The 23525-nt window shown below is 68.2% G+C and carries 19 protein-coding genes; 7 read left to right on the top strand and 12 right to left on the bottom strand.

Annotated elements, in window-relative coordinates:
* Positions 1 to 92: 92 nt before the first annotated feature.
* The 4 genes from pyrH to MFF42_RS09865 form a co-directional block, all read right to left on the bottom strand.
* Entirely contained in the window at positions 93 to 815 is a 723-nt protein-coding gene (pyrH, locus tag MFF42_RS09880; protein ID WP_238255583.1) for a UMP kinase, read from the bottom strand.
* A gap of 206 nt (positions 816 to 1021) precedes the next feature.
* Positions 1022 to 1942: a translation elongation factor Ts gene (tsf, locus tag MFF42_RS09875; RefSeq protein ID WP_238255582.1), complete on the bottom strand. Its 921-nt coding sequence runs from the start codon at positions 1940 to 1942 to the stop codon at positions 1022 to 1024.
* Between the two features lie 144 nt (positions 1943 to 2086).
* A complete protein-coding gene (locus MFF42_RS09870) occupies positions 2087 to 3151 on the bottom strand; it encodes a 30S ribosomal protein S2 (RefSeq protein ID WP_238255581.1) in 1065 nt (354 codons plus the stop codon).
* A gap of 516 nt (positions 3152 to 3667) precedes the next feature.
* A complete protein-coding gene (locus tag MFF42_RS09865; RefSeq protein WP_238255580.1) occupies positions 3668 to 5650 on the bottom strand; it encodes an acyl CoA:acetate/3-ketoacid CoA transferase in 1983 nt (660 codons plus the stop codon).
* A 441-nt stretch (positions 5651 to 6091) separates the two neighbouring features.
* Between MFF42_RS09865 and MFF42_RS09860 the strand changes: the two genes are divergently transcribed.
* Both MFF42_RS09860 and MFF42_RS09855 read left to right on the top strand, forming a co-directional pair.
* Positions 6092 to 7294, top strand: coding sequence for a pyridoxal phosphate-dependent aminotransferase (locus MFF42_RS09860; RefSeq protein ID WP_238255579.1), 1203 nt, complete (start codon positions 6092 to 6094; stop codon positions 7292 to 7294).
* 405 nt (positions 7295 to 7699) lie between these two features.
* Positions 7700 to 7999, top strand: a complete 300-nt coding sequence (locus tag MFF42_RS09855) for a hypothetical protein (RefSeq protein ID WP_238255578.1) — start codon at positions 7700 to 7702, stop codon at positions 7997 to 7999.
* 37 nt (positions 8000 to 8036) lie between these two features.
* Here the strand turns inward: MFF42_RS09855 and ppx are convergent, their stop codons facing one another.
* Complete coding sequence (ppx, locus tag MFF42_RS09850; protein WP_238255577.1) at positions 8037 to 9590, bottom strand: exopolyphosphatase; 1554 nt, start codon at positions 9588 to 9590, stop codon at positions 8037 to 8039.
* Between the two features lie 76 nt (positions 9591 to 9666).
* Entirely contained in the window at positions 9667 to 12033 is a 2367-nt protein-coding gene (locus MFF42_RS09845) for an RNA degradosome polyphosphate kinase (RefSeq protein ID WP_238255576.1), read from the bottom strand.
* 147 nt (positions 12034 to 12180) lie between these two features.
* Here MFF42_RS09845 and MFF42_RS09840 point away from each other — a divergent pair, with 147 nt between their 5' ends.
* Entirely contained in the window at positions 12181 to 12555 is a 375-nt protein-coding gene (locus MFF42_RS09840) for a hypothetical protein (RefSeq protein ID WP_238255575.1), read from the top strand.
* A 290-nt stretch (positions 12556 to 12845) separates the two neighbouring features.
* On the top strand, positions 12846 to 13508 hold the full coding sequence (locus MFF42_RS09835) for a hypothetical protein (protein ID WP_238255574.1): 663 nt from the start codon (positions 12846 to 12848) through the stop codon (positions 13506 to 13508).
* 6 nt (positions 13509 to 13514) lie between these two features.
* Here the strand turns inward: MFF42_RS09835 and MFF42_RS09830 are convergent, their stop codons facing one another.
* Positions 13515 to 14240 (bottom strand): P-loop NTPase family protein, encoded by a 726-nt coding sequence (locus MFF42_RS09830; RefSeq protein ID WP_238255586.1) that lies wholly within the window; start codon positions 14238 to 14240, stop codon positions 13515 to 13517.
* A 28-nt stretch (positions 14241 to 14268) separates the two neighbouring features.
* Positions 14269 to 15381 (bottom strand): AI-2E family transporter, encoded by a 1113-nt coding sequence (locus MFF42_RS09825; protein WP_238255573.1) that lies wholly within the window; start codon positions 15379 to 15381, stop codon positions 14269 to 14271.
* A gap of 133 nt (positions 15382 to 15514) precedes the next feature.
* Here MFF42_RS09825 and MFF42_RS09820 point away from each other — a divergent pair, with 133 nt between their 5' ends.
* The 3 genes from MFF42_RS09820 (at position 15515) to purN (ending at position 17589) form a co-directional block, all read left to right on the top strand.
* Complete coding sequence (locus MFF42_RS09820) at positions 15515 to 15751, top strand: DUF6429 family protein (protein ID WP_238255572.1); 237 nt, start codon at positions 15515 to 15517, stop codon at positions 15749 to 15751.
* A gap of 114 nt (positions 15752 to 15865) precedes the next feature.
* Complete coding sequence (gene purM, locus MFF42_RS09815; protein ID WP_238255571.1) at positions 15866 to 16933, top strand: phosphoribosylformylglycinamidine cyclo-ligase; 1068 nt, start codon at positions 15866 to 15868, stop codon at positions 16931 to 16933.
* On the top strand, positions 16930 to 17589 hold the full coding sequence (purN, locus tag MFF42_RS09810; protein ID WP_238255570.1) for a phosphoribosylglycinamide formyltransferase: 660 nt from the start codon (positions 16930 to 16932) through the stop codon (positions 17587 to 17589). Before purM ends, purN begins: the two co-directional genes overlap by 4 nt.
* A gap of 186 nt (positions 17590 to 17775) precedes the next feature.
* Here purN and MFF42_RS09805 read toward each other — a convergent pair whose 3' ends face one another.
* The 4 genes from MFF42_RS09805 to MFF42_RS09790 form a co-directional block, all read right to left on the bottom strand.
* Entirely contained in the window at positions 17776 to 19347 is a 1572-nt protein-coding gene (locus MFF42_RS09805; RefSeq protein ID WP_238255569.1) for a SpoVR family protein, read from the bottom strand.
* Between the two features lie 56 nt (positions 19348 to 19403).
* Positions 19404 to 20702, bottom strand: coding sequence for a YeaH/YhbH family protein (locus MFF42_RS09800; protein WP_238255568.1), 1299 nt, complete (start codon positions 20700 to 20702; stop codon positions 19404 to 19406).
* An 89-nt stretch (positions 20703 to 20791) separates the two neighbouring features.
* Positions 20792 to 22744: a PrkA family serine protein kinase gene (locus tag MFF42_RS09795; protein ID WP_017485416.1), complete on the bottom strand. Its 1953-nt coding sequence runs from the start codon at positions 22742 to 22744 to the stop codon at positions 20792 to 20794.
* A gap of 260 nt (positions 22745 to 23004) precedes the next feature.
* Positions 23005 to 23478, bottom strand: a complete 474-nt coding sequence (locus MFF42_RS09790; RefSeq protein WP_238255567.1) for a 4-aminobutyrate aminotransferase — start codon at positions 23476 to 23478, stop codon at positions 23005 to 23007.
* Positions 23479 to 23525 lie beyond the last annotated feature (47 nt).

The following is a 23525-nucleotide window of genomic DNA, read 5'->3' as shown; positions in this document are numbered from 1 at the left end:
CCCCCACCTCCTGCCTCCTCCCCACAAAGGGGAGGAGCGGAGCGACGGCGGCCGAAGCGATCGGGCGGATGGGGTAGGAGCTGAAAGGCCTCCTACGGCACCACGCGGGTCGAGACCGAGGCGCCCGTCAGGATCGCGGTGACCGAGCTCGGCGCGTGCACCGAGCCCACCACGATGGTGAGCCGGCTCTCGCGGGCGAGCGCGAAGGCGGCGGTGTCCATCACCTTGAGATCGCGGGCGATGGCCTCGTCGTGGGTGATCGAATCGTAGCGGACCGCCTCCGGATCGCGCTTCGGGTCGGCGGAGTAGACGCCGTCCACCTGGGTCGCCTTCAGCACGGCGTCGCAGCGCAGCTCCGCCGCGCGCAGGACCGCGGCGGTGTCGGTGGTGAAGTACGGGTTGCCGGTGCCGCCCGCGAGCACCACCACCTGGCCCTTGTCGAGATGGTGCAGCGCCGGCTGGCGGGCATAGGTCTCGCAGATCGTCGGCATCGAGACCGCCGACATGGTGCGCGCCTGCACGCCCGCGGCGTTGAGCGCCGTCTCGATGGCGAGCGAGTTCATCACGGTCGCCATCATGCCGAGCGAGTCGCCGGTCGCCCGGTCGATCCAGCCCGCCTGCGAGATGCGCGCGCCGCGGATCAGGTTGCCGCCGCCGACGACGAGCGCGATCTGGATCCCGCGGGAGACCGTGGCGGCGATGTCCTCGGCGAGCGCCGCCAGCATCGGCGGATGGAGCCAGTATCCGTCGGGGGCGGCCAGAGCCTCCCCGGACAGCTTCACGAGGACTCGGCGGTAGGGCGTCGTCTCCGGCATCGAATCCTCGTCGGCTCGGGCTGATAGCGCCGCGGCTTCTAACAACACGAGGGCCGAAACGTCGAGGGGCGGCGGCATCGCTGCCGCCGCCCCCCCGCCGGGTGACCTGTGAGGATCGGTGATGATGCGCGCCGCGACCGGCCCTCATCCCGTCCTTTGCCGCGCTCCCTGACGCCGAACCGGCATCCGTTTCGGCGCGGCGCTCCTCAGCGCGACATGCTCGCGACTTCGGCGGCGAAGTCCGGACCCTCGTCCTTCTCGATGCCCTCGCCCAGCGCGTAGCGGATGAAGCCCTTGATCGTGACCTCGCCGCCGGCCTTGCCCGCGGCCTCCTTGAGCACCTGGGTGATGGTCTTGGAGCCGTCGTGGACGAAGGGCTGCTCCAGGAGGGTGACCTCCTTGTAGTAGCTCTTCAGGCCGCTCTCGACGATCTTGGCCATCACGTGGTCCGGCTTGCCGGCGTTCTTCTCGCGCAGGATGTTCGACTCGCGCTCGACCACGGCCGGATCGACGCCGGAGGCATCGAGCGCCACCGGACTCGTCGCGGCGATGTGCATGGCGATCTGGCGGCCCAGGGTCGAGAGGAACTCGACGTCGCCCTCGGATTCCAGCGCGACGAGCACGCCGATCTTGCCCAGCCCCTCGCTGATCTGGCCGTGGACGTAGGACGCGATCACGCCCTTGCCCACTTCGAGCTTGGCGACGCGGCGCAGGGTCATGTTCTCGCCGATGGTGGCGATGAGGTTCGAGAGCTTCTCCTGGACCGTCTCGGACGAGCCGGGGAAGGTCGCGGCCTGGAGGCCTTCGAGGGTGCCGTCGGTGTTCAGCGCGAGCTTGGCGGCCTCGCGGGCGAACGCCTGGAAGCTGTCGTTGCGGGCGACGAAGTCGGTCTCGGAATTCACCTCGACGATCGCGGCGTGCCGGCCGGCGGACTCGGCGGCGACGAGGCCTTCCGCCGCGACGCGGCCGGCCTTCTTGGCGGCCTTGGCGAGACCTTTTTTGCGCAACCAATCGACTGCTGCCTCGAGGTCGCCGTCGGTCTCGTTGAGCGCGCCCTTGCAATCCATCATGCCGGCGCCGGTCTTTTCGCGAAGCTCCTTCACGAGTGCGGCGGTGATGTTGGCCATGGCGATCCTCTTACGGCTGAAGTGCGGGTCTTGAAGTGCAGGTCTTGAAGTGAATGAGCCCGGCGCTCGTTGAAAGCACCGGGCTTTGCAGAAAGATGACGGTCGGGCCGCCGGGCCGAAGATCCCGGCGGCGAGCGTTGCAACTTACGCCGCGGCGGCCTCGACGAAGGCGCGGGACTGCTCGATCCAGCCGTCGCGGGCGATGCGGCCGTTGAGCTTCAGGTCGGCGTCGAGCTTGGCCACGTCGTCGGGCTGCATGGCGGCGATCTGCCAGTAGTGCCACACGCCGGCATCGTTGAGCTTCTGCACGAGCTGCGGGCCGACGCCGTTCAGCTTGGTCAGGTCGTCGGGCGCGCCGCGGGGGGCGGCGAGCTGCTCGAAATGCTCGGTCGACTCGGCGAGCGCCGCGACGTCGGCCGGAGCGATCGCGTCGGAGGCCACCGAGGCCACGACGTCGTCGTTGGCCGGCAGCTCCTCGGCGGTGGGCTCCTCGGAGGCGCCGACATCGATGCCGAGCGCGCCCTGGCCGCGGCCGATGCCCTCGATCGCCGCGCGGGCGATCAGGTCGCAGTACAGCGCGATGGCGCGGCCGGCGTCGTCGTTGGCCGGGACGATGTAGGAGATGCCGTCCGGGTTGCAGTTCGTGTCGACGATGGCGGCGACCGGGATGCCGAGGCGCTGGGCCTCCTTGATCGCGAGCTGCTCCTTGTTGGTGTCGATCACGAACAGGAGGTCGGGCACGCCGCCCATGTCCTTGATGCCGCCGAGCGCCTTCTCGAGCTTCTCCTTCTCGCGGGTCAGCATGAGGCGCTCCTTCTTGGTGAGGCCGACGGCCCCGCCTTCGAGCGTCTCATCGACCTTGCGCAGGCGCTGGATCGAGCCGGAGATGGTCTTCCAGTTGGTCAGCATGCCGCCGAGCCAGCGGGAGTTGACGTAGTACTGGGCCGAGCGCTTGGCGGCCTCGGCGATGGCATCCGCCGCCTGGCGCTTGGTGCCGACGAACAGCACGCGACCGCCGCGGGCGACCGTGTCGCTCACCGCCTGGAGGGCGGCGTGCAGGGCCGGCACCGTCTGGGCGAGGTCGATGATGTGGATGTTGTTACGGGTGCCGAAGATGTAGGGCTGCATCTTCGGGTTCCAGCGGTGCGACTGGTGCCCGAAATGGGCGCCGGCCTCGAGGAGCTGGCGCATAGAGAAATCGACGGCCATGACTTTTGTTCTCTCCGGTTGATACCGCCGCGGAGGAAGCAGCCGGCCGATCGGCCAGCCACCGGAAACGCCTCATTCAGGCATGAGGCCGGCTCCGCGTGTGGGATGGGCGGGGCGTTAGCAGAGACGCAGGCGGATGGCAAGGCAGCGTGGCCGGCAATGATCGGAGCCACGCAACAGCCTGGGCCGCACACCGGCGGGCCGCGAGGCTACCCTCTCGGACACGTTCGGGCTCGATCCCGACTCTCCGGCGGGACTGCTCACCCCGTGGCGGGCGCGGGCGCCTCATACGGTTTCTGGTTGATTACTTCGGTTTCACCATCCGCCGTCATTGCGAGGCGAAGCCGTGGCAATCCAGGGCGTGACTTTTCCGGAGAGGGCGCGCCCTGGATCGCTTCGGCTCCGCCTCGCGATGACGGAACGGGGCACGGCCCGAGGTGATCAGCCAGAAACCGTATCAGGCGGGGGCGGAACCAAGAGCCGTCCCGCCCGAACGGCGATAGCCGGCCCGGCGGCTCACGCCGCCGAAGCCACCGCCGGCGAGATCATCTTCCTCGCCTTCTTGTCCTCGGTCGAGCCGAGGAAGGCCTGGGCCTCCTCCTTGCGCTCGAAAACGTGGGGGGCGACGCCGCGCTTGGTCAAGGCCTCTTCCATCTTCAGGCGCAGGAAGGCGCTCGTCGCGTAGCGGGTCGTCGTCGCGTAGTAGTTCGCCTGGAGATACTGAATCATCCCGGCGTAATCGTCGTAGAGGTTCTCGTTGAGCCGGAACCCGTCGTGGTTGATCACCGCGTTGACCCGCTGGCCGGCCTTGCGGCAGGCCTCGACGATGGTCATGCGCAGCTCGTCCATGTCGCTCTTCACCCGGCAGTACCAGCCCTCCAGGTTGATGAAGAGGATGTTGCGCTCGGCATCCAGGCTGACGCGCGACTTCAGATCCAGGTTGAGCAGGTCCGAGATCAGATCCATCGGCTCGTCGCGGAAGATGCGCGCGTCCATGCTCACCGGATTGCGCACCACGGGGGCGAAATCCATGTGGGCGAGGATGTCGCGCTCGATGTCGATGCCCGGCGCCACCTCGATCAGTTCGAGCCCGTCCTTGGTGAGCTGGAAGACGCAGCGCTCGGTCACGTAGATCACCGGCTGCGAGCGCTCGACCGCGTAGGGGCCGGAGAAGGTGTTCTGCTGGACTTGGCGAACGAACTTCCGGGCCCGGCCTTCCTGGACGATCTTCACCTGCCCGTCCTGGACGGCGATCTCCAGGCCGCCCGCGGTGAAGGTGCCGGCGAAGACGACCGAGCGGGCGTTCTGCGAGATGTTGATGAAGCCGCCGCAGCCGTTGAGCTTGCCCCCGAACTTCGAGGTGTTGACGTTGCCGGCCGCGTCGCACTCGGCCATGCCGAGGCAGGTCATGTCGAGACCGCCGCCGTCGTAGAAGTCGAACATCTGGTTCTGGTCGATGATGCAGTCGGCATTCGTCGCCGCGCCGAAGCTCGACCCCGAGGCCAGGACGCCGCCGACCGCGCCGGCCTCCGTGGTGAGCGTGATGTAGGGGGTGATCTTCTCCTCGTTCGCCACGGAGGAGATGCCCTCGGGCGCGCCGACGCCGAGGTTGACCACGCCGTTGGGCGGCAGTTCGAAGGCGGCGCGCCGGGCGATGATCTTGCGCTCGTTGAGCGCCATCCGCTTGATGCCGGTGACGGGGACGCGGATCTCGCCCGCGAGCGCGGCGTCGTACATCACGCCGTAGTTCATGCGGTGCATCTCGGGCTCGGCGACCACGACGCCGTCGACGAGGATGCCGGGCACCCGCACGTCCTTCGGCAGCAGGTAGCCGTCATCGACGATGCGCTCGACCTGGGCGATGACGATGCCGCCGTTGTTGCGCGCGGCCATGGCCTGGGCGAGGCAGTCGAGGGTCAGCGCCTCCTTCTCGAAGGAGAGGTTGCCCGACGGGTCGGCGGAGGTGGCGCGGATGAAGGCCACGTCGATCTTGGTGGCGGTGTAGAACAGCCACTCCTCGCCATCGACCTCGACGAGCTTGACGATGTCCTCCGTCGTCAGCTCGTTGACCTTGGCGCCGCCGTGGCGCGGATCGACGTAGGTCTTCAGGCCCACCTTCGAGAACAGGCCCGGCTGGCCGGCGGCGCAGGCGCGGTAGAGCTGCGAGATCACGCCCTGGGGCAGGTTGTAGCCGCGGATCCGGTTGGCCTGGGCCGCCTGCGCCACCTTCGGCATGCGCCCGAAATTGGCGGCGATGACCCGCGAGAGCAGCCCGTCATGGTGCAGCCGGCCGGTGCCGAGGCCCTTCGAGTCGCCCGCGCCCGCGGTCATGATCAGGGTGAGGCCGCGGGGCGAGCCGGTCTCGACGAAGCGCTTCTCGAGGGCGGCGTGCAACGCTTCCGGGATGCAGCTCTGGACGAAACCCGTGGTCGTCAGGACATCGTTCTCGCGGATGAGGGCGATCGCCTCCTCGGCCGTGATGACCTTGTTCTTCTTCATAGGTCCCGCCGTCCTCCGCTTGCCTGGCCCGGCCGGGCGGTAGGGTCCGCCTCTCGCCGCTTCCGCCCGGATCATCGTTGCCCGGCCCCGCAGGATCGGACAGATTCCGTCCGCTTAGGGCCGCCTGAATTCTGCATGCACTTATCATTGCAGTGCATCGGTATGCTGTCGCACTGCAATAAACTGCACGTCTCGTCTACGACAATACCCGAAAACCTTGCCGGCGTACGCCTGAAAAACTCTTCGTTCCAGCTTGAGAAAAATTGCAGGCCGCGCGGCAGGGGCTGCCGGAGCCCGCGAAACCGCCGCGCGGAAACGGGACCGGGACATTGCCTTTCGCTCGCCGCGCTTGCCCGTGCCCCGGCGCATGATTACGAGGGCCGCGATGCCCGGATCATCGTCCGGGCCGCCCGACACTCGAAGACCTTTCGGAGATCTCCCATGGGCTTTCTCGCCGACGCCCTCTCGCGGGTGAAGCCGTCCGCGACCATCGCGATGACCCAGAAGGCGCGAGAGCTCAAAGCCTCCGGCGTCGACGTCATCAGCCTCTCGGTCGGCGAGCCGGATTTCGATACGCCCGACCACATCAAGGAGGCGGCGATCGACGCGATCCGCCGCGGCGAGACCAAGTACCCGCCCGTCTCCGGCATCAACCCGCTGCGCGAGGCGATCGTCAAGAAGTTCAAGCGCGAGAACGGGCTCGACTACAAGGTCTCGCAGACCATCGTCGGCACCGGCGGCAAGCACGTCATCTACAACGCGCTGCTGGCCACGCTGAATCCCGGCGACGAGGTGGTGATCCCGCGTCCCTACTGGGTGTCCTACCCGGAGATGGTGATCCTGTGCGGCGGCACCCCGGTCTTCGCCGACACCGACATGGCGCACGATTTCAAGCTCCAACCGGACGAGCTCGAGCGCGTCATCACGGGGAAGACCAAGTGGATCATCCTCAACTCGCCGTCGAACCCCTCGGGCGCCGCCTACACCCGCGACGAGATGAAGAAGATCACCGACGTGCTGATGCGCCATCCGCAGGTCTGGGTGCTCACCGACGACATGTACGAGCACCTGACCTACGGCGACTTCGAGTTCGTCACCCCGGCCCAGGTCGAGCCCGGCCTCTACGAGCGCACGCTCACCATGAACGGCGTCTCGAAAGCCTACGCCATGACCGGCTGGCGCATCGGCTACGCCGCCGGCCCGGAGCCGCTCATCAAGGCGATGGACTTCGTGCAGGGCCAGCAGACCTCCGGCGCCTCCTCGATCTCGCAATGGGCGGCGGTGGCGGCGCTGGACGGCACGCAGGAGCACCTCGCCCGCTTCAAGGCGGCGTTCCAGGAGCGGCGCGACCTCGTGGTCTCGATGCTGAACCAGTCGAACGGCCTCAAGTGCCCGACGCCGGAGGGCGCGTTCTACGTCTACCCGTCCTGCGCCGACCTGATCGGCAAGACCACCGAGACGGGCAAGACCATCGGCTCGGACGAGGATTTCGTCACCGAGCTGCTGCAGGCCGAGGGCGTCGCCGCGGTCCACGGCTCGGCCTTCGGCCTCGGCCCGAACCTGCGCATCTCCTACGCCACCTCCAACAAGACCCTGGAGGAGGCCTGCCGCCGCATCCAGCGCTTCTGCGGCTCGCTGCGGTAAGCGGAAGCGAACCTGACGTCGGAGGAGCGGCGTCACGGCGCGGTTGCCCGCGGCGGCGCGGACCTCTACATCGGCCCTCCCCGCGGCCGATGCGCCTGACGGTTTCGCGAGCCCTCTCGGGCCTGCGTGGCGGCGGGGCCGGCAGTGACGGGGCGGTGCGGACCAGTTCTCTGCGCCGTTCCTGTGACGCTCAGTGGGCCGAGCGGCTGCAGGTGCGTCGGCAGCGCGGGGAACAGGAACCGCGATGTCGGCGCATGGCCCACCCGACTCCCGCACCCCGATCCGCGGCCGAGCCCGGATCGGGGACGGCGGTCCAGGATGCGGGAAACGTTAACGGTCTTTCGCAAGGGAAAACGAACCAGCAGCATGCGATCCCTCGACCTGTTGTCCCAGAGAGGTCGCACCATGTCTCAATCCGGCAGAGCCCGCGTCTCCGCCCGCCAATATCTGCCGGAATCGAAGCTGGAAGACCTCGCCAGCAGCCTGCGGCGCCTCGCCAACCACCGCGGTCTCATCCGCAGCGAGATCGCCAGCCCGATGCTGCTGCGCCTCCTGCCGCCGCCCCGGCGCGCCGAGGAGAAGAAGTACGAGGCCGACCTGCGCCAGCGCATCGCCGACGCCAACCTCGACGGGCCGCGCATCGCCTACCTGACGGCCGATGCCGAGCGGGAGATCGCGATCGCCCATACGCGCCTGTCGGGCTGAGGGGACGGAGACCGGGCGGGCCGCGAGCGGTTCCGGCTCAGACGACCTCGATCCGCCCGTCGAGGCCGATCACGCGGCCCAGACCGCGAACGCGGCTCAGCAGGCGCTCGCCGTTGAGGTCGGCCCAGTCGGCGGGCAGGCGCAGCACCACCCGGCCGTCCTCCACCGCGATCGGCATCCGGGTGAGCGGGCCGGCCATGCCGCACGAAACCGGAAAGGCGACCCGCATCAGCGCGCCGACGAGGCGGGCGCGGTCGAACAGGCGGGGGCCGGCGAGGGTGCGCAGGGTCGGGCTCGCCTTCTCCGGGGCCACGCCCTCGTGGCGGAAATAGCCCGACAGAGCGAGATAGGCCCGGCCCGGATGGTCGATGCCGGCGAAGGCCGCGTTGGCGATGACGTTGAGGCTCTGCTCGCCGCGATAGTCGGGATGGGCCCGCCAGCCGATATCGGAGAGCAGGCAGGCGGCGTGGCGCAGGCGGCGCTCGCCCGCGGTCTCCGGACCGTCGAGGCTGGCGATGAAGTGGTCGGTCCAGCCGCGCAGCTCCTCGCCGTGGCCGGGGGAGCGGGCGCGCTGAAGGTTGAGTTCCTGCGCCGAGACGATCAGCGGGTCGAGGGCCCGGGTCTCGCGGTCGAGCTGCTCGAACAGGAGGCCCTCGCGGACGCCGAAGGCGGAGATGGCGATCTCGCGGGGCCGGCCCAGCCGGATGATCTCTTCGAGCACGACGGCGCCGAAGGCCAGCAGAGGCCGGCGCGCCTCGGAGATGGTCTCGACCTCTTGCAGGGTCGCCGCGTCGGTCGCCTCGACCATTTCGAGGAAACTCAGTTCGTCGGACGGCTCGACCGCGTAGCCGTGCATGACGTGGAGCGGGTATTCGCGGGCGGCCTGGTGCAGGCGGGCGAGCGCCCGCCACGTGCCGCCGACGGCGTAGAAGGTGCGGCCGCGCAGGGTGTCGAGCTGCGGCTCGGCCTTCTTCAGATGCTCGCGGGCGATCTTGCGCGCCTTCTTGAGCGAGCCCTCGGAGAGATCCTGGAGCGCCAGCCCGCCGAGCGGCATGGTCACGCCCTGGCCGACCGTGGTGCCGTTGACGTCGACGAGTTCGAGGGAGCCGCCGCCGAGGTCGCCGACCACGCCGTCGGGCGCGTAGAAGCCCGAGACGACGCCGAGCGCCGACAGCTCCGCCTCGCGCCGGCCGGAGAGGAGCTGGATGTCGTGCCCAAGCGCCTCGCGCGCCGCCTCCAGGAAGGCCGGACCGTTGGCGGCGTCGCGCGCGGCGGCGGTGGCCAGGACGAAGATGCGCGAGACTCGCATCGTGTCGCACAGGACGCGGAAGCGGCGCAGGGCCATGAGCGCCCGCTGCACGGAATCCTCGTTGAGGCGGCCCGTGGAGAAGACGCTGCGGCCGAGGCCGCACAGGACTTTCTCGTTGTAGAGCGGCGTCGAGGCGCGCTGGAGCCCGTCATAGGCGACGAGCCGCACCGAGTTCGAGCCGATATCGATGATCGCGACGGGATCGAACGTCATGCCAGTGATCACCGGAGCCGGGCGTTCGACGGAGTGGGCGAGCGTCAGGTGAGGACGTGTCGGACCCATGCAGCCCCCATGTCAGGGAGGCGCCCCGCGGACGGGACGCTCACGATCGTTCGGGGCCGCGAGGCCGGCACCGCGATCAGGACCGCTGGGCGCGGCGACTGAGGGCCCGCGGGCTCGATTTCTTCGACGACTTGCCGCGCCCGGACAGGCTCGGATTCGTCATGAAGTACTTGTGCGCGTTGAACGGCTCCTCCCCTTCCGCGGGGCTGATCCGCTCGCTCGCGCCCGATGCCAGTACACGCCAGCTCTGCCGGTTGTCGAGCAGGTTGGCCAGCATGATCTGGTCCAGCACCTGCTGATGCACAGTCGGGTTGGTGATCGGCAACAGCGCCTCGACCCGCCGGTCGAGGTTGCGCTGCATCAGGTCGGCTGAGGAGATGTAGACGGTGGCCTTCGGGTGCGGCAGCCCGGCGCCGTTGCCGAAGGCGTAGACGCGCTCGTGCTCGAGGAAGCGCCCGACGATCGACTTCACCCGGATCGTGTCGGACAGGCCGGGGATCCCCGGCCGCAGGCAGCAGATGCCGCGCACGATGCAGTCGATCTGCACGCCCTCCTGGCTCGCGTCGTAGAGCGCGTCGATGATCTGCGGATCGACCAGCGAGTTGCACTTGATCCAGATCGCCGCCGGGCGCCCGGCCTTGGCGTGGGCGATCTCCTCCTCGATGTGCTGGAGCAGGCGCGGCTTCAGCGTCAGCGGCGAGACCGCCATGCGCTCCAGCTCCGCCGGCTCGGCATAGCCGGTGATGAAGTTGAAGATGCGCGACACGTCGCGGGCGATGGCCGGGTCGGCGGTGAAGAAGGAGAGGTCGGTGTAGATCCGCGCGGTGATCGGATGATAGTTGCCGGTGCCGACGTGGCAGTAGGTGACGAGGCGGTCGCCCTCGCGGCGCACCACCATCGACAGCTTGGCGTGCGTCTTCAGCTCGACGAAGCCGAACACCACCTGCGCGCCCGCCTTCTCGAGGTTGCGCGCCCAGCGGATATTGGCCTCCTCGTCGAACCGGGCCTTCAGCTCGACCAGCGCGGTCACCGACTTGCCGGCCTCCGCGGCCTCCGCCAAGGCGGCGACGATCGGCGAGTTGGAGGAGGTGCGGTAGAGCGTCTGCTTGATCGCCACCACGTTCGGGTCGCGGGCGGCCTGCCCGAGGAACTGCACCACCGAGTCGAACGATTCGTAGGGGTGGTGGACGATGAAGTCCTTCTGCCGGATCGCGGCGAAGACGTCGCCGCCCGATTCGCGGATCCGCTCGGGGAAGCGCGGATTGTAGGGCTTGAACTTGAGGTCGGGCCGGTCGATCCCGACGATCTGCGACAGTTCGTTGAGCGCCAGCATCCCCTCGACCACGAAGATGGAATCGGGGGCGATCTCCAGCTCGTCGGCGACGAAGGCGCGCAGATCCTCGGTCATGCCCGCCTCGATCTCCAGGCGGATGACGACGCCGCGGCGGCGGCGCTTGATCGCCGATTCGAAGTGCAGGACGAGATCCTCCGCCTCCTCCTCGATCTCGAGATCGGAATCGCGCACGACGCGGAAGGCGCCCTGCCCTTTCAGCGAGTAGCCGGGGAAGAGCCGGCTCGCGTATTTCGCGATCACCTGCTCGATGGCGACGAAGCGGGCGGTGCCGTCGCCAGCGACGTCCGGCAGGCGCACGAAGCGGTCGAGCAGGGACGGCAGGCGGATCAGCGCGCGCAAGGTCCGCCCGTCGCGGGGGCGCACCATCATCAGCGCGACGGTGAAGCCGAGATTGGGGATGAACGGGAAGGGATGCGCCGGGTCGATGGCGAGCGGCGTCAGCACCGGGAAGATGTAGGACAGGAAGTAGTCGTCGAGCCAGGCGAGGTGCTCGTCCGACAGTTCGGCCGGGTCGGCGAGGTGGATGCCGCTGGCGTTCAGCTCCTCCCGCAGCGCCCGCCAGCGCTCCTGCTGGTCGAGGGCCAGCCGCGAGACCTCGCTGCCGATGCGCGACAGCTGCTCCGCCGGGGTCAGGCCGTCCTGCGAGGGCACGACGAGGCCGGCGCGGACCTGATCGTGCAGGCCGGCGACGCGCACCATGAAGAACTCGTCGAGGTTGTTGGCCGAGATCGAGAGAAAGCGCAGCTGCTCCAGCAGCGGATGGTTCGGGTTGGCGGATTCCTCCAGCACCCGGCGGTTGAACTGGAGCCAGGACAGCTCGCGGTTCACGAAGCGCTCGGGCGAGTGCCGCAGGGAGCGTCCGGCCTCAAGCACCGGCTCGCGGGCGGCCTCCGCCGGATCGCTCTCGCTGGCGGCGTCGGGCTCGGTCGGCTTCTCGGCGGCCTTCTCCGCGGCGAGGATGCGGGCGGCGCGGGCGGTGCGGGCGCGGGCGGATTCGCTGCGCACGCCCCGCTCGGTGGCGAGACTGGTCTCCTCGGCCTCGGTCGTCTCCGTGTCCCGGCCGACCACATCCGATTCCACTTCCGACAACGCGCTGGCTCCCTTCGATTTCGGTCCGGCTCCCTAGCACGGGGCCTGCCGCCCAATTTGACAGTTCCGTGACACCGCCGCGAACCGGCCGAGCGAAGCGTCACCCCGCATTTTGGCGCTATGGCAGCCGAAAAGGAAAGGGTCCTAGTGACAGGTGTCAGCCGTCGCCTTACATTCGAGGACAAGCATTATCTCAGCTTCCACCTTGGGGAGGCGCATATGCGTTCATCACGCAACACTTTTGGGACCTTTCTCAACACATTCAATAATCTTGAGAAGGAAAGCAACCGCTCGATCGATCAGCAGGTCAGCACGGACGTTCTCATGCACGTCGTCAAAGACATTGCTGCCAGCGGTGACAAGAAGCCGGTCGCGGACATCGTGAAATCTCTCGACTTCGATGGCAGCCGCATTTTCTCCGCGGTCGTCGAGGGCAAGCAGAAAGGCCTTTTTGAAGTAACGGACAATCATGGAGAATCGCTGGCGACGCTGACTCCTCTGGGCCGAGCCTTCTCACGGTAGCGTCCTGATCGCGACACGCATCGGCGTGCATCATTTTACGCGATCGATCCTATGAGCGAGCCGAAGGGAAGGGGACGGTCGCCACGGTGATCGCTCGGGCTCCTGAGATTTCGTCCGGGTCTCGGCTTCTGGATTCAATCGGCCCGTTGGCGGACCATCACGGCTCCCGCGTTCAAGACCGAACCGCGCCGTTTCAATCGAAATCTGCAAATTGCCCTGTAATCAACTCAAAGTCGTGCTAGACTCCCGCGAGCGCGAGGGATGCCGCGGGACAAGATCGCATGACAACGATGCCCTTCATCCTTGTCTTCATATTCGGGGTCCTCGTCGGGATCGCCGAACTCGTCTCCCGGCACAGCGACTATCGTTTCCGCGCACTCGCGACGGCACCGAGCCTCGGATATCTATTCCTGAACGGGCTTCTATCGGTGTTCGCGCTTATCGTGATCGACTACCTCCGCCCGCAATGGCTTGGTTACACCTTCGACGCCGGCGGAGCATTGATCAAGCAGCCTGAAACGATCTGGCTGGTCCTCACGGCAGGCTTCGGCGCCGCGGCATTCTTTCGATCCTCGCTGTTCAAGATCAAGACGCAGGACGGCGAGATCTCGGTCGGACCTGCCATCATCATCGACATCCTCCTCGATGTCATCGACGAGGCGGTCGATCGCGTCATCGGCAACAGGCGCCTGAAGGACATGACCGAGGTCATGCAGAACGTCGACTTCGTCAAGGCATCGAAATCGCTGCCGACGCTGTGCTTCGCAAGTCTGCGACGGCTCTCGCCGGAGGTCCAGCGGCAGTTCGCGCTTCAGCTCAAGGAACTCGTCGACGACCCGAACATGAACGGCAAGGTCCGTGCGCTGAGTCTGGGATTGGCCATCATGAATCTTACCGGCAAGGCGATCTTGCTGGAGGCCGTCCATCAACTCGGTGACGACATCAGGGCCTGAACCTCCCTATTCCTCGTCATCGATCTCTGCCGCCGAGCGATTCGGGTTCTGCTCCATCCGATCGAGGACGGCCAGCGCCAGCGGCCGGGTGATGCGCCGCCGACGGCCCAGCGCGTCGCGGTCGAGTTCGGCCACGACCTCGCGGACGCGGGCGAGCGAGCGGTCGATGCGCAGCGCCAGGGCATCGACCACCGAGGTGTCGATGCCGAGCTGTCGGTCGGCGAACAGCTTGACGATGACCGCCTTCAGGAGCGCGTCGTCCGGCGGGCCGATCTCGGCGCCGGGCGCGAGCCGCAGCCGCGAGCGCAGGTCGGCGACCTTGAGGCCGAAGCCGTCCACCGGGCCGCAGGCGGTGAGCAGCACGGGAAAGCGCCGCTCGCGGGCGAGGTTCAGTAGGTGGAACAGGGCCGCCTCGTCGCGGCCGGCCTCCCGGTCCACGTCCTCGATCACGAGGGCGCCGTTGGAGACGAGGTGGGAGACGTTGCTCCCGGAGACCTCGGCGGCGGAGACCGTCCAGGCCTGCGCCCGCGTCGCCCAGATCGAGGCGAGATGGCTCTTGCCGCTGCCGGGCGGGCCGCGGAGCAGCAGCACGGTGTCGGGCCAATCGGGCCACGCCTCGATCAGGGCGTAGGCCTCCTCGTTCGAGGGGCTGACCAGAAAATCCTCCGCGCCGTAGCGCGGGTCGAGCGGCAGGTCGAAGGCGAGCTGCTTCGGGGGGGCGTTGTCGCGCATGGTGACCACCATACACCGCCTCGCGCGATCAATCGCGGGCGGGCAGCGAGGGGCTCCCGGAATCCCCGATCAGCACGGGTCCGTCGCCCCGGTAGAGCTTGCTCTCGAGATAGCGCTCGATGCCGAAGCGGACGACGACGCCGATGGAGGCGGCGACCGGCACGGCCAGCAGCAGCCCGAGGAAGCCGAACAGCGAGCCGAAGGCCAAGAGCGCGAACATCAGCCAGACCGGGTGGAGGCCGACGGAGTCGCCCACCAGCTTGGGCGAGATCACGTTGCCCTCCAGGAACTGCCCGACGAGGAACACGCCGACGGTGAGGCCGATATGGAGCCAGTCGCCCGATGGCCACCACTGCACCAGGGCGACGCCGACGGAGAGCATGAAGCCGGTGAGCGTGCCGACATAGGGGATGAAGGTGAGAAAGCCCGAGATCATCCCGATCAACACGCCGAAGTTCAGCCCGACCAGGAACAGGCCGACCGCGTAGAACGAGCCGAGGATCAGGCAGACGAGGCTCTGCCCGCGCACGAAGCCGGTCACCGCCCCGTCGATCTCGCCCGCGAGCCGCCGCGCGGTCGGGCGGTGGCGCGGGGGCACCCAGCCGTCGAGGGTGGCGATCATCCGGTCCCAATCGTGCAGCACGTAGAAGGCGACGACCGGCGTGACGACGAGCAGGGAAGCGATGGAGACCAGCGCCTGGCTCCCGGTCCAGAGCGACTTGAGGAAAGCCAGGAACCACGCCCCGCCCTGCCCCACCAGGGTGCCGACGGAGGATTGCAGCTCGCTGACGACTTCCGAGCCGCCGACACGCTGGAGGAGCGGGCCGGCCCGCTCCACGAGGATGCCCTGCAGCCGCCCGACCATGGTCGGCAGGGCGTTGACGAGGGAGGCGACCTGCCCGGCGGCGAGCGGCACGACGATGATGAGCACCACCACGAGCCCGACGACGAAGCCCGCCAGGATCAGCAGGGTCGCGGCGAGCCGGCCGAGGCCGAGCCGCTCCAGCCGGTCGGCCAGCGGATCGAGCAGGTAGGCGAGCGCCAGACCCGCCACGAAGGGCAGCATCACCTCGCGCAGCTCGTAGAGCAGGAAGACGAGGACCGCGAGAATCGACAGCCCGATGATTGCTCTGCTGCGCATCGAGGCGTCTTCCCCTTCCGAGTCCGTCCGGCGGGGAGAGTGGGAAGCGTGGCACGCCCGGTCAAGGCGGACCTTGCCGCGGGCGGCGGAAGGGCGTTCGATGAAAGCCCGCCTTCGACGGAGACCCGACGCCATGGACACAGAGGACACCGACCGGATCGACGCCGCGGTTCTGGCCCTGCTTCGCCTCACGCTCCACGACGGCGACCGCGCCTGGAAGGAGCATTCCTGGGACGTGCTGGGCCGCCTTCACGCCCAGGGCCTGATCTTCGACCCCGTCAACAAGGCGCGGTCGGTGCAGTTGACGCCGGAGGGGCTGGAGCGCTCGGCCACCCTGTTCGAGGCGCTTTTCGGCCGCGGCGCGGCTTGAAGCTGTGCCCGAACGCGCCGCCTGCGCCCGGACCAGTGGCCAACCGCGCCGCGATGTGGCAGCGGGTTTCCGCATGATCGGCGAAACCACCACAGACCGGACCACGGGGCGGCGATGACGGCGCAGGACGGAAACGGACTCACCTACGCGCAGGCCGGCGTCGATATCGACGCGGGCAACGCGCTCGTCGAGACGATCAAGCCGCTGGTGCGCGCCACCCGCAGGCCGGGCGCCGACGCCGAGATCGGCGGCTTCGGCGGGTTGTTCGATCTCAAGGCGGCCGGCTTCAAGGATGCGATCCTGGTCGCCGCCAACGACGGCGTCGGCACCAAGGTGAAGATCGCCATCGAGACCGGGCGCCACCACACGATCGGCATCGATCTCGTGGCGATGTGCGTCAACGACATCATCGTGCAGGGCGCGGAACCCCTGTTCTTCCTCGACTACTACGCCACCGGCAAGCTCGTGCCCGGCGTCGGCGCCGACATCGTGCGCGGCATCGCCGAAGGGTGCCGGCAGGCGGGCTGCGCGCTGATCGGCGGCGAGACCGCCGAGATGCCGGGCCTCTACGACGGCGCCGACTACGACCTCGCCGGCTTCTCGGTGGGCGCGGCCGAGCGCGGCACGCTGCTGCCGCGCCCCGGCATCCTGCCCGGCGACGTGGTGCTCGGCCTGCCCTCCTCGGGCGTCCACTCGAACGGCTTCTCGCTGGTGCGGCGGATCGTGGCCAAGACCGGGCTCGGCTACGACGCCGACGCGCCCTTCGCCCCCGGCCGCAGCCTCGGCGAGGCGCTGCTGGAGCCGACCCGGATCTACGTGAAGCCGCTGCTCGCCGCCCTGAAGCGGGCCGGCGGCATCAAGGCGCTCGCCCACATCACCGGCGGCGGCTTCCCCGACAACCTCCCTCGCGTCCTGCCCGACGGCGTCGGCATCGCGATCGACCTCTCCGCGGTTCCCGTACCGCCGGTCTTCGGCTGGCTCGCGCGCGAGGGCGGCGTCGCGGAGGCGGAGATGCTGCGCACCTTCAACTGCGGCATCGGCATGGTGGTGGTCGCCGCCGCCGACGCGGCGGATGCCGTGGCGGACGCGCTGACCGAGGCCGGCGAGGCCCCGGTCCGGCTCGGGCGCATCACCGAGCGCGGGGCGGAGGCCGTGACGTTCGAGGGGCGGCTGGCGTTGTGAGCGCGCGGCCCGAAAAGAAACGCGTCGCGATCCTGATCTCGGGGCGCGGCTCGAACATGGTCTCGCTGATCGAGGCGGCGCGCGCGTCCGATTATCCGGCCGAGATCGTGCTCGTGCTCTCGAACCGCCCGGACGCCGCCGGCCTCGCCCGGGCGCGGGAGGCCGGCATCCCGGCCCGCGCCATCGACCATAAGGCGTTCCCGGACCGGGCGGCCTTCGACGCCGCGCTCCAGGCGGAGCTGGACGCCGCCGGGATCGAGCTGATCGTGCTCGCCGGCTTCATGCGCATCCTCACCGACGCCTTCGTGGAAGCCTGGGCGGGGCGGATGATCAACATCCACCCCTCGCTGCTGCCGCTGTTCAAGGGCACGCACACCCACGAGCGGGCGCTGGACGCGGGCATGCGCCTGCACGGCTGCACCGTGCACTACGTCGTGCCGGAGCTCGATGCCGGGCCGATCGTGGCCCAGGCCGCCGTGCCGGTTCTGCCCGGCGACGACGCCGACACGCTGAGCGCCCGGGTGATCGTGCAGGAGCACCGGCTCTACCCGGCGGCGCTCGCCCTGGTCGCCGGCGGCGACGCCGTGCTGGAGGGGGGCCGGGTGCGCTTCACCGCGCGGGCGCGCGACGCGGGGGCCGCGATCCTGTCGCTCTGAGCCCTGATTTCACGCACTGCTCCCCATCCACCACCTCATCCTGAGGTGCCCGCGGCAGCGGGCCTCGAAGGATCCTCCCGTTCCCGCGCGATCCCTGGAAGATCCTTCGAGGGCGACGCTGCGCGCCGCCACCTCAGGATGAGGGTGAGGGTTGGAGAAGAGTGGCGGAGCAAACGCTCCAAGAGATCAGAAAAAGATCGGACGCGCGCTCGCGGAGTGCTCGACCAGCACCGCGCCGGTTGCCGGATCGACCTCCTTCAGCACCGCGTCGTAGCCCCAGAGGTCGGCGAGGTGCTGCAGCACCCGGCGCGCATCCTCCCGCTGCAGGGTGATGCGGTTGAGCGCCTTGTGGTGGAGGATGAGCCGGCGGTCGCCCTCCAGATCGACGTCCACCACCTCGATATCGGGGTCGAGCCACGCCACGTCGTATTGCCGGGCGAACGAGCGGCGCATCTTGCGGTAGCCGCGCTCGTCGTGGATCGCCTCGACCCGCATCTCCGGCTCGTCGGGATCGTCCACCACGTGGAACAGGCGCATGTCGCGCATGAGCTTCGGGCTCAGGAACTGCGCGATGAAGCTCTCGTCGCGATAATTCTCCCAGCAATCGCGCAGGACCGCCATGGCGTCGCCGGTGCCGGCGATGTCGGGGAACCAGTCGCGGTCCTCCTGGGTCGGCTGCTCCACGATGCGGGCGATGTCCTGCATCATGGCGAAGCCCAGGGCGTAGGGGTTGTGGCCGCCGAAGGAGCGGTCGTCGAAGTTCGGCTGGCGGATGACGTTGGTGTGCGAGGTGAGGAACTCGAGATAGGCCGCCTCGCTGAGCTGCCCCTTCTGCGAGAGCGCGTTCATGATCCGGTAGTGGCAGTAGGTGGCGCAGCCCTCGTTCATCACCTTGGTCTGGCGCTGCGGGTAGAAGTACTGCGCGACAAGACGGACAATCCGAAGAATCTCGCGCTGCCAGGGCCGCAGGCGCGGGGCCACCTTCTCGAGGAAGTAGAGGATGTTCTCCTGGGGCAGTTCCAGGAGGGCGCGCCGCCGCTCCAGCGCCGGGTCGCCCTTCTGGCCGCCGGCCTTGGCCGGCAGGGTGCGCCAGAGGTCGTTGTAGATCTGCTCGCCGTGCTCCTCGCGCTCGCGCTCCCGGCGCTGTTCGGACGCCAGGTCCGGCCGCTTCTTGCGGGGGTAGCGGTGGACGCCCTGGCTCATCAGGGCGTGGGCGGCATCGAGGACGTGCTCCACCGCCTGATGCCCGTAGCGCTCCTCGCAGCGGGCGATGTAGCCCTTGGCGAAGTCGAGATAGTCGAGGATGCCCTCCGCGTCGGTCCACTGGCGGAACAGATAGTTGTTCTTGAAGAAGTGGTTATGGCCGAAGGCGGCGTGGGCGATCACCAGCGTCTGCATCGTCGCCGTGTTCTCCTCCATGACGTAGGAGATGCACGGATCGGAGTTGATGACGATCTCGTAGGCGAGCCCCATCAGGCCGCGGCGGTAGCTCGCCTCGTGCTGGGCGAAGTGCTTGCCGAAGGACCAGTGCTTGTAGAACAGCGGCATGCCGATCGAGGCATAGGCGTCGAGCATCTGCTCGGCGGTGATGATCTCGATCTGGTTCGGGTACCACGACAGGCCGAGTTCCGGCCCGGCGACCGCCTCGCAGGCGTCGTGGATGCGCCGGATCGTCTCGAAATCCCAGTCGTTGCCGGAAAACAGCAACTCGCCCGGCTTCGGGGCGGTGGACTTCGTGCGGCTCAGGCTCGCGACCATGCGAGAATCCTTCTCGACGCTGTCTCCCCTCCCCCCTGCGGGGAGGGGAAAGCTTCTCACGCCTCCGCCTTCGCGTTCTTGCGGCCGAACAGCTCGCGGAACACGGGGTAGATGTCGCGGCGGTGGTTCACCTTGCGCATGGCGAGCGGCTCGCCGGCCTTGGCCAGCGCCTCGTAGGTCCGCCACAGGGTGGTGCGGTGCTCGACGAAGCCGGCGCGGGGGCCGTTCTCGTCGCCGACTTCGAGATAGGCGAAGTGCTGGCAGGCGGGCAGGATGTGGCTGCGCAGGAGCTCCGTGGAGGTCGGCCCGTCGGAGGAGACGTTGTCGCCGTCCGACGCCTGCGCCGCGTAGATGTTCCAGTCGTCCGGCGAGTAGCGCTCGTTGACGACGCGCTTCATCTCGACCAGCGCCGAGGAGACCAGCGTGCCGCCGGTCTCGCGGGATCCGAAGAAGGTCTCCTCGTCCACCTCCGTCGCCTTGTCGGTGTGGCGGATGAAGACGATCTCGACGTGCTTGTAGCGGCGCGTCAGGAAGATGTGCAGCAGGATGTAGAAGCGCTTGGCCAGGTCCTTCATGTGCTCGGTCATCGAGCCCGAGACGTCCATCAGGCAGAACATCACGGCCTGGGCGATCGGCTTCGGATAGGGCTCGAAGCGGCGGAAGCGCAGGTCGATCGGATCGACGTAGGGGATGCGCTTGGAGCGCTCGCGCAGCTCCAGCAGCTTGAGCGTCAGGTCGGGCAGGCGCGGGTCGTTGGCGGCCTCGGCCTCGGCGATCTCCGCCTCCAGCGCGGCGACCTCCTCCAGCTTCGGCCGCTTGAGGGCGATGCGCCGGGACATCGAGTTGCGCAGCGTCCGCGAGAGCGCGAGGTTCGCCGGCGAACCCGAGACGGTGTAGCCGGCCCGGCGCAGGCCCTCCGTCTCCACCACGGCGAGACGGCGCTTGGCGAGGTCGGGCAGTTCGAGGTCTTCGAGGAAAAGGTCGAGGAACTCTTCCCGCGTCAGGACGAAGTGGAAGGCGTCCTCGCTGTTCTCCGAGCCCTCGCCGCCCTCGCCCGCGCCGCCGCCGCCCCCGCCGCCCGGCGGGCGCTCGATGCGGTCGCCCTCCACGTAGGTCTTGTTGCCGGGCAGGATGTAGTCCTGATGCCCCGTGCCCGGCTGGCGGGAGAAGCGCGGCTCGCGCACCCCGTCGCCCGGCACGGAGATGCGCCCGTCCTTGCCGAGATCCTTGATGTCCTTCTCGCGGGCGGATTCCCGAACCGCGCGCTGCGCGACGTCCTTGACCCGGCGCAGGAAGCGCTGGCGGTTCGGGAGGCTCTTCCCACCTGGATTGAGCCGACGGTCGACGATGTGCATCCGGAGTCGCTCAGCGCCTTAAGTCTCACGTCCCGTTGTGCGGGACAAAGGTGCGAAAGTGCGGCGGATGCCTGGGGAAAACGCTCCCCTCAACCCGCCTGCTTCACGCGCATGTACCATTCCACGAGTCGCCGGACCTGCCGCTCGGTGTAGCCCCGGTCGGTCATGCGATCGACGAACTCGCCGTGCTTCTTCTCGGTCTCGCTGTCCTTCTTGGAACCAAAGGAGATCACGGGAAGCAGTTCCTCGACCTGGGAGAACATGCGCCGCTCGATCACCTCGCGGAGTTTCTCGTAGGACGTCCAAGAGGGGTTGCGCCCGCCGTGCTGCGCCCTGGAGCGCAGGGCGAACTTGACGACCTCGTTGCGGAAATCCTTCGGATTGGCGATGCCTGCCGGCTTCTCGATCTTGGTCAGCTCCTGGTTCAGGAGCTCGCGGTTGAGGAGCTGGCCGGTCTCGGCGTCCTTGAAGTCCTGATCCTCGATCCAGGCGTCGGCGTAGTCGATGTAGCGGTCGAACAGGTTCTGGCCGTAATCGTGGTAGGATTCGAGGTAGGCCTTCTGGATCTCGTGGCCGATGAACTCGGCGTAGCGCGGGGCGAGTTCGGTCTTGATGAACTCGATGTAGCGCTTCTCGGTTTCCGGCGGCAGCTGCTCGCGCCGGATCGCCTGTTCCAGCACGTACATCAGGTGGACCGGGTCGGCCGAGACCTCCGTCGTGTCGTGGTTGAAGGTCGCGGCCAGCACCTTGAAGGCGAAGCGGGTCGAGATCCCGTCCATGCCCTCGTCGACGCCGGCGGTGTCCTTGTACTCCTGCATCGAGCGGGCGCGGGGATCGACTTCGCGAAGGCTCTCGCCGTCGTAGACCCGCATCTTCGAGAACAGGTTGGAGTTGGCGTGCTCGCGCAAGCGGGAGAGCACCGAGAAGCGGGCCAGCATCTCCAGCGTGCCCGGGGCGCAGGCGGCGGTCGACAGCTCCGAGCCCGAGATCAGCTTCTCATAGATGCGCTGCTCCTCCGTGACCCGGAGGCAGTAGGGCACCTTGATGACGTAGATGCGGTCGATGAAGGCTTCGTTGTTCTTGTTGGTCTTGAACGACTGCCATTCGGCCTCGTTCGAGTGCGCCAGGATCACGCCGGTGAAGGGAATCGCGCCGATATTCTCGGTGCCGACATAGTTGCCCTCCTGCGTCGCGGTGAGCAGGGGGTGCAGCATCTTGATCGGCGCCTTGAACATCTCGACGAATTCGAGAACGCCCTGGTTCGCCCGGTTCAGGCCGCCCGAGTAGGAATAGGCGTCCGGATCGGCCTGGGAGAGGGTCTCGAGCCGGCGGATATCGACCTTGCCGACCAGCGAGGAGATGTCCTGGTTGTTCTCGTCGCCCGGCTCGGTCTTGGCGATGGCGATCTGGCGCAGCCGCGAGGGCCGCACCTTGATCACCTTGAAGCGCGAGATGTCGCCGTCGAACTCGTCGAGGCGCTTCAGAGCCCAGGGGCTCATCAGGCCGGTGAGGCGGCGGCGCGGGATGCCGAAGCGCTCCTCGATCTCCCGGCCCATCGCCTCGGGGTCGAACAGGCCGAGCGGGCTCTCGAAGACCGGCGAGATCTCGTCGCCCGCCTTCAGCACGTAGATCGGGTGGACCTCCATCAGCGCCTTGAGGCGCTCGGCGAGCGACGACTTGCCGCCACCGACGGGGCCGAGCAGGTAGAGGATCTGCTTGCGCTCCTCCAACCCTTGGGCGGCGTGGCGGAAGAACGAGACGATCCGCTCGATCGTCTCCTCCATGCCGTAGAACTCGGCAAACGCCGGGTAGACCCGGATCGTCCGGTTCATGAAGACGCGGCCGAGGCGGGCGTCGCGCGCGGTGTCCACCATCTCGGGCTGACCGATCGCATCGAGGATGCGCTCGGCGGCGGAGGCGTACATCAGCGGATTGTCGCGGCACGCCTCAAGGTACTCGGAGAGGGTCATCTCCGTGTCGCGGCGCGCTTCATAGCCGCGAGCGAAGCTCTGGAACAGGTCGTTCGTCGAGTGCAGCGGCATTCGAACACCCCCTTCAGGCTGATGACAGCTTCATCCTGTCTCGGGTCGAACGCAACCGACATTGCGGGTTTTGTCGCACCGCCCACAGGCTGGCCGTCCGGCGTGTGAAACGGGACACACTCAAAGTTGGCCGGGATTTAGCGCGAGCTTAACCGGCTTCGGGTATGAGGCGGCCGCCCCCGGCCCGCCGGCCGGAGGCTTCCAAGATCGACGAAAATTGCTGCATCGCAGCGCGGCGGCGTGCCGGGCCGTCCTCCCGATCAGAGATCCGTGCCGCTCTTCTTCTCGTCCTTGGGCTTGTCGCCCTTGTCGACGGTGATGCGGATGTCGCGCTTCTCGACCTCGCCGTCGGAATTCTTGATCTCGACCACGACCCCGTCGGAGCCGGTATAGCCGCCGTTGGGCTGGTAGAAGATCGCCTGGACCTCGGCATCCTTGTTCGGGCAGCGGTACTTGGCGGGGGTCTTCAGCTTGCCGGCCTTGGTGATGAGCGAGCCGGAGGTCGGCGGCGTCACCACCTTGATCTCGGGCATCGGGCCGAGCGAGCAATCCTTCTTGAGGTTCGGCACGATGACGAGGCGGGCCTGCTTGCCGGCGGGGACGGTCTCGCTCTTGGTGACGGTGGTCTGCGCGAGGGCCGGTCCGGCGAGGCAGAGCCAGGAGGCTGCGACGGCGGTGGCGAGGGCGGCGGGCAGGACCGCAATCGGTTTCGCGGCAGAGGTCGGCAGATCCATCGGCGTTTCCTTGAGCGTCATCGCGCGACCCGCCGCGGGCGGCCAGA

The organism is Methylorubrum podarium (assembly GCF_022179745.1).
Taxonomy (GTDB): Bacteria; Pseudomonadota; Alphaproteobacteria; order Rhizobiales; family Beijerinckiaceae; genus Methylobacterium; species Methylobacterium podarium.
This window is presented reverse-complemented; position numbering and strand designations above follow the sequence as displayed.

Coding starts and splice junctions, on each gene's coding strand:
- pyrH (WP_238255583.1), bottom strand. CDS start 815: ATGCCGGAGACGACGCCCTACCGCCGAGTCCTCGTGAAGCTGTCCGGG.
- ppx (WP_238255577.1), bottom strand. CDS start 9,590: ATGGGTCCGACACGTCCTCACCTGACGCTCGCCCACTCCGTCGAACGC.
- MFF42_RS09800 (WP_238255568.1), bottom strand. CDS start 20,702: ATGCACATCGTCGACCGTCGGCTCAATCCAGGTGGGAAGAGCCTCCCG.
- MFF42_RS09860 (WP_238255579.1), top strand. CDS start 6,092: ATGGGCTTTCTCGCCGACGCCCTCTCGCGGGTGAAGCCGTCCGCGACC.
- MFF42_RS09805 (WP_238255569.1), bottom strand. CDS start 19,347: ATGGTCGCGAGCCTGAGCCGCACGAAGTCCACCGCCCCGAAGCCGGGC.
- MFF42_RS09825 (WP_238255573.1), bottom strand. CDS start 15,381: ATGCGCAGCAGAGCAATCATCGGGCTGTCGATTCTCGCGGTCCTCGTC.
- MFF42_RS09865 (WP_238255580.1), bottom strand. CDS start 5,650: ATGAAGAAGAACAAGGTCATCACGGCCGAGGAGGCGATCGCCCTCATC.
- MFF42_RS09795 (WP_017485416.1), bottom strand. CDS start 22,744: ATGCCGCTGCACTCGACGAACGACCTGTTCCAGAGCTTCGCTCGCGGC.
- MFF42_RS09820 (WP_238255572.1), top strand. CDS start 15,515: ATGGACACAGAGGACACCGACCGGATCGACGCCGCGGTTCTGGCCCTG.
- purM (WP_238255571.1), top strand. CDS start 15,866: ATGACGGCGCAGGACGGAAACGGACTCACCTACGCGCAGGCCGGCGTC.
- MFF42_RS09830 (WP_238255586.1), bottom strand. CDS start 14,240: ATGCGCGACAACGCCCCCCCGAAGCAGCTCGCCTTCGACCTGCCGCTC.
- MFF42_RS09790 (WP_238255567.1), bottom strand. CDS start 23,478: ATGGATCTGCCGACCTCTGCCGCGAAACCGATTGCGGTCCTGCCCGCC.
- MFF42_RS09870 (WP_238255581.1), bottom strand. CDS start 3,151: ATGGCCGTCGATTTCTCTATGCGCCAGCTCCTCGAGGCCGGCGCCCAT.
- MFF42_RS09835 (WP_238255574.1), top strand. CDS start 12,846: ATGCCCTTCATCCTTGTCTTCATATTCGGGGTCCTCGTCGGGATCGCC.
- MFF42_RS09855 (WP_238255578.1), top strand. CDS start 7,700: ATGTCTCAATCCGGCAGAGCCCGCGTCTCCGCCCGCCAATATCTGCCG.
- tsf (WP_238255582.1), bottom strand. CDS start 1,942: ATGGCCAACATCACCGCCGCACTCGTGAAGGAGCTTCGCGAAAAGACC.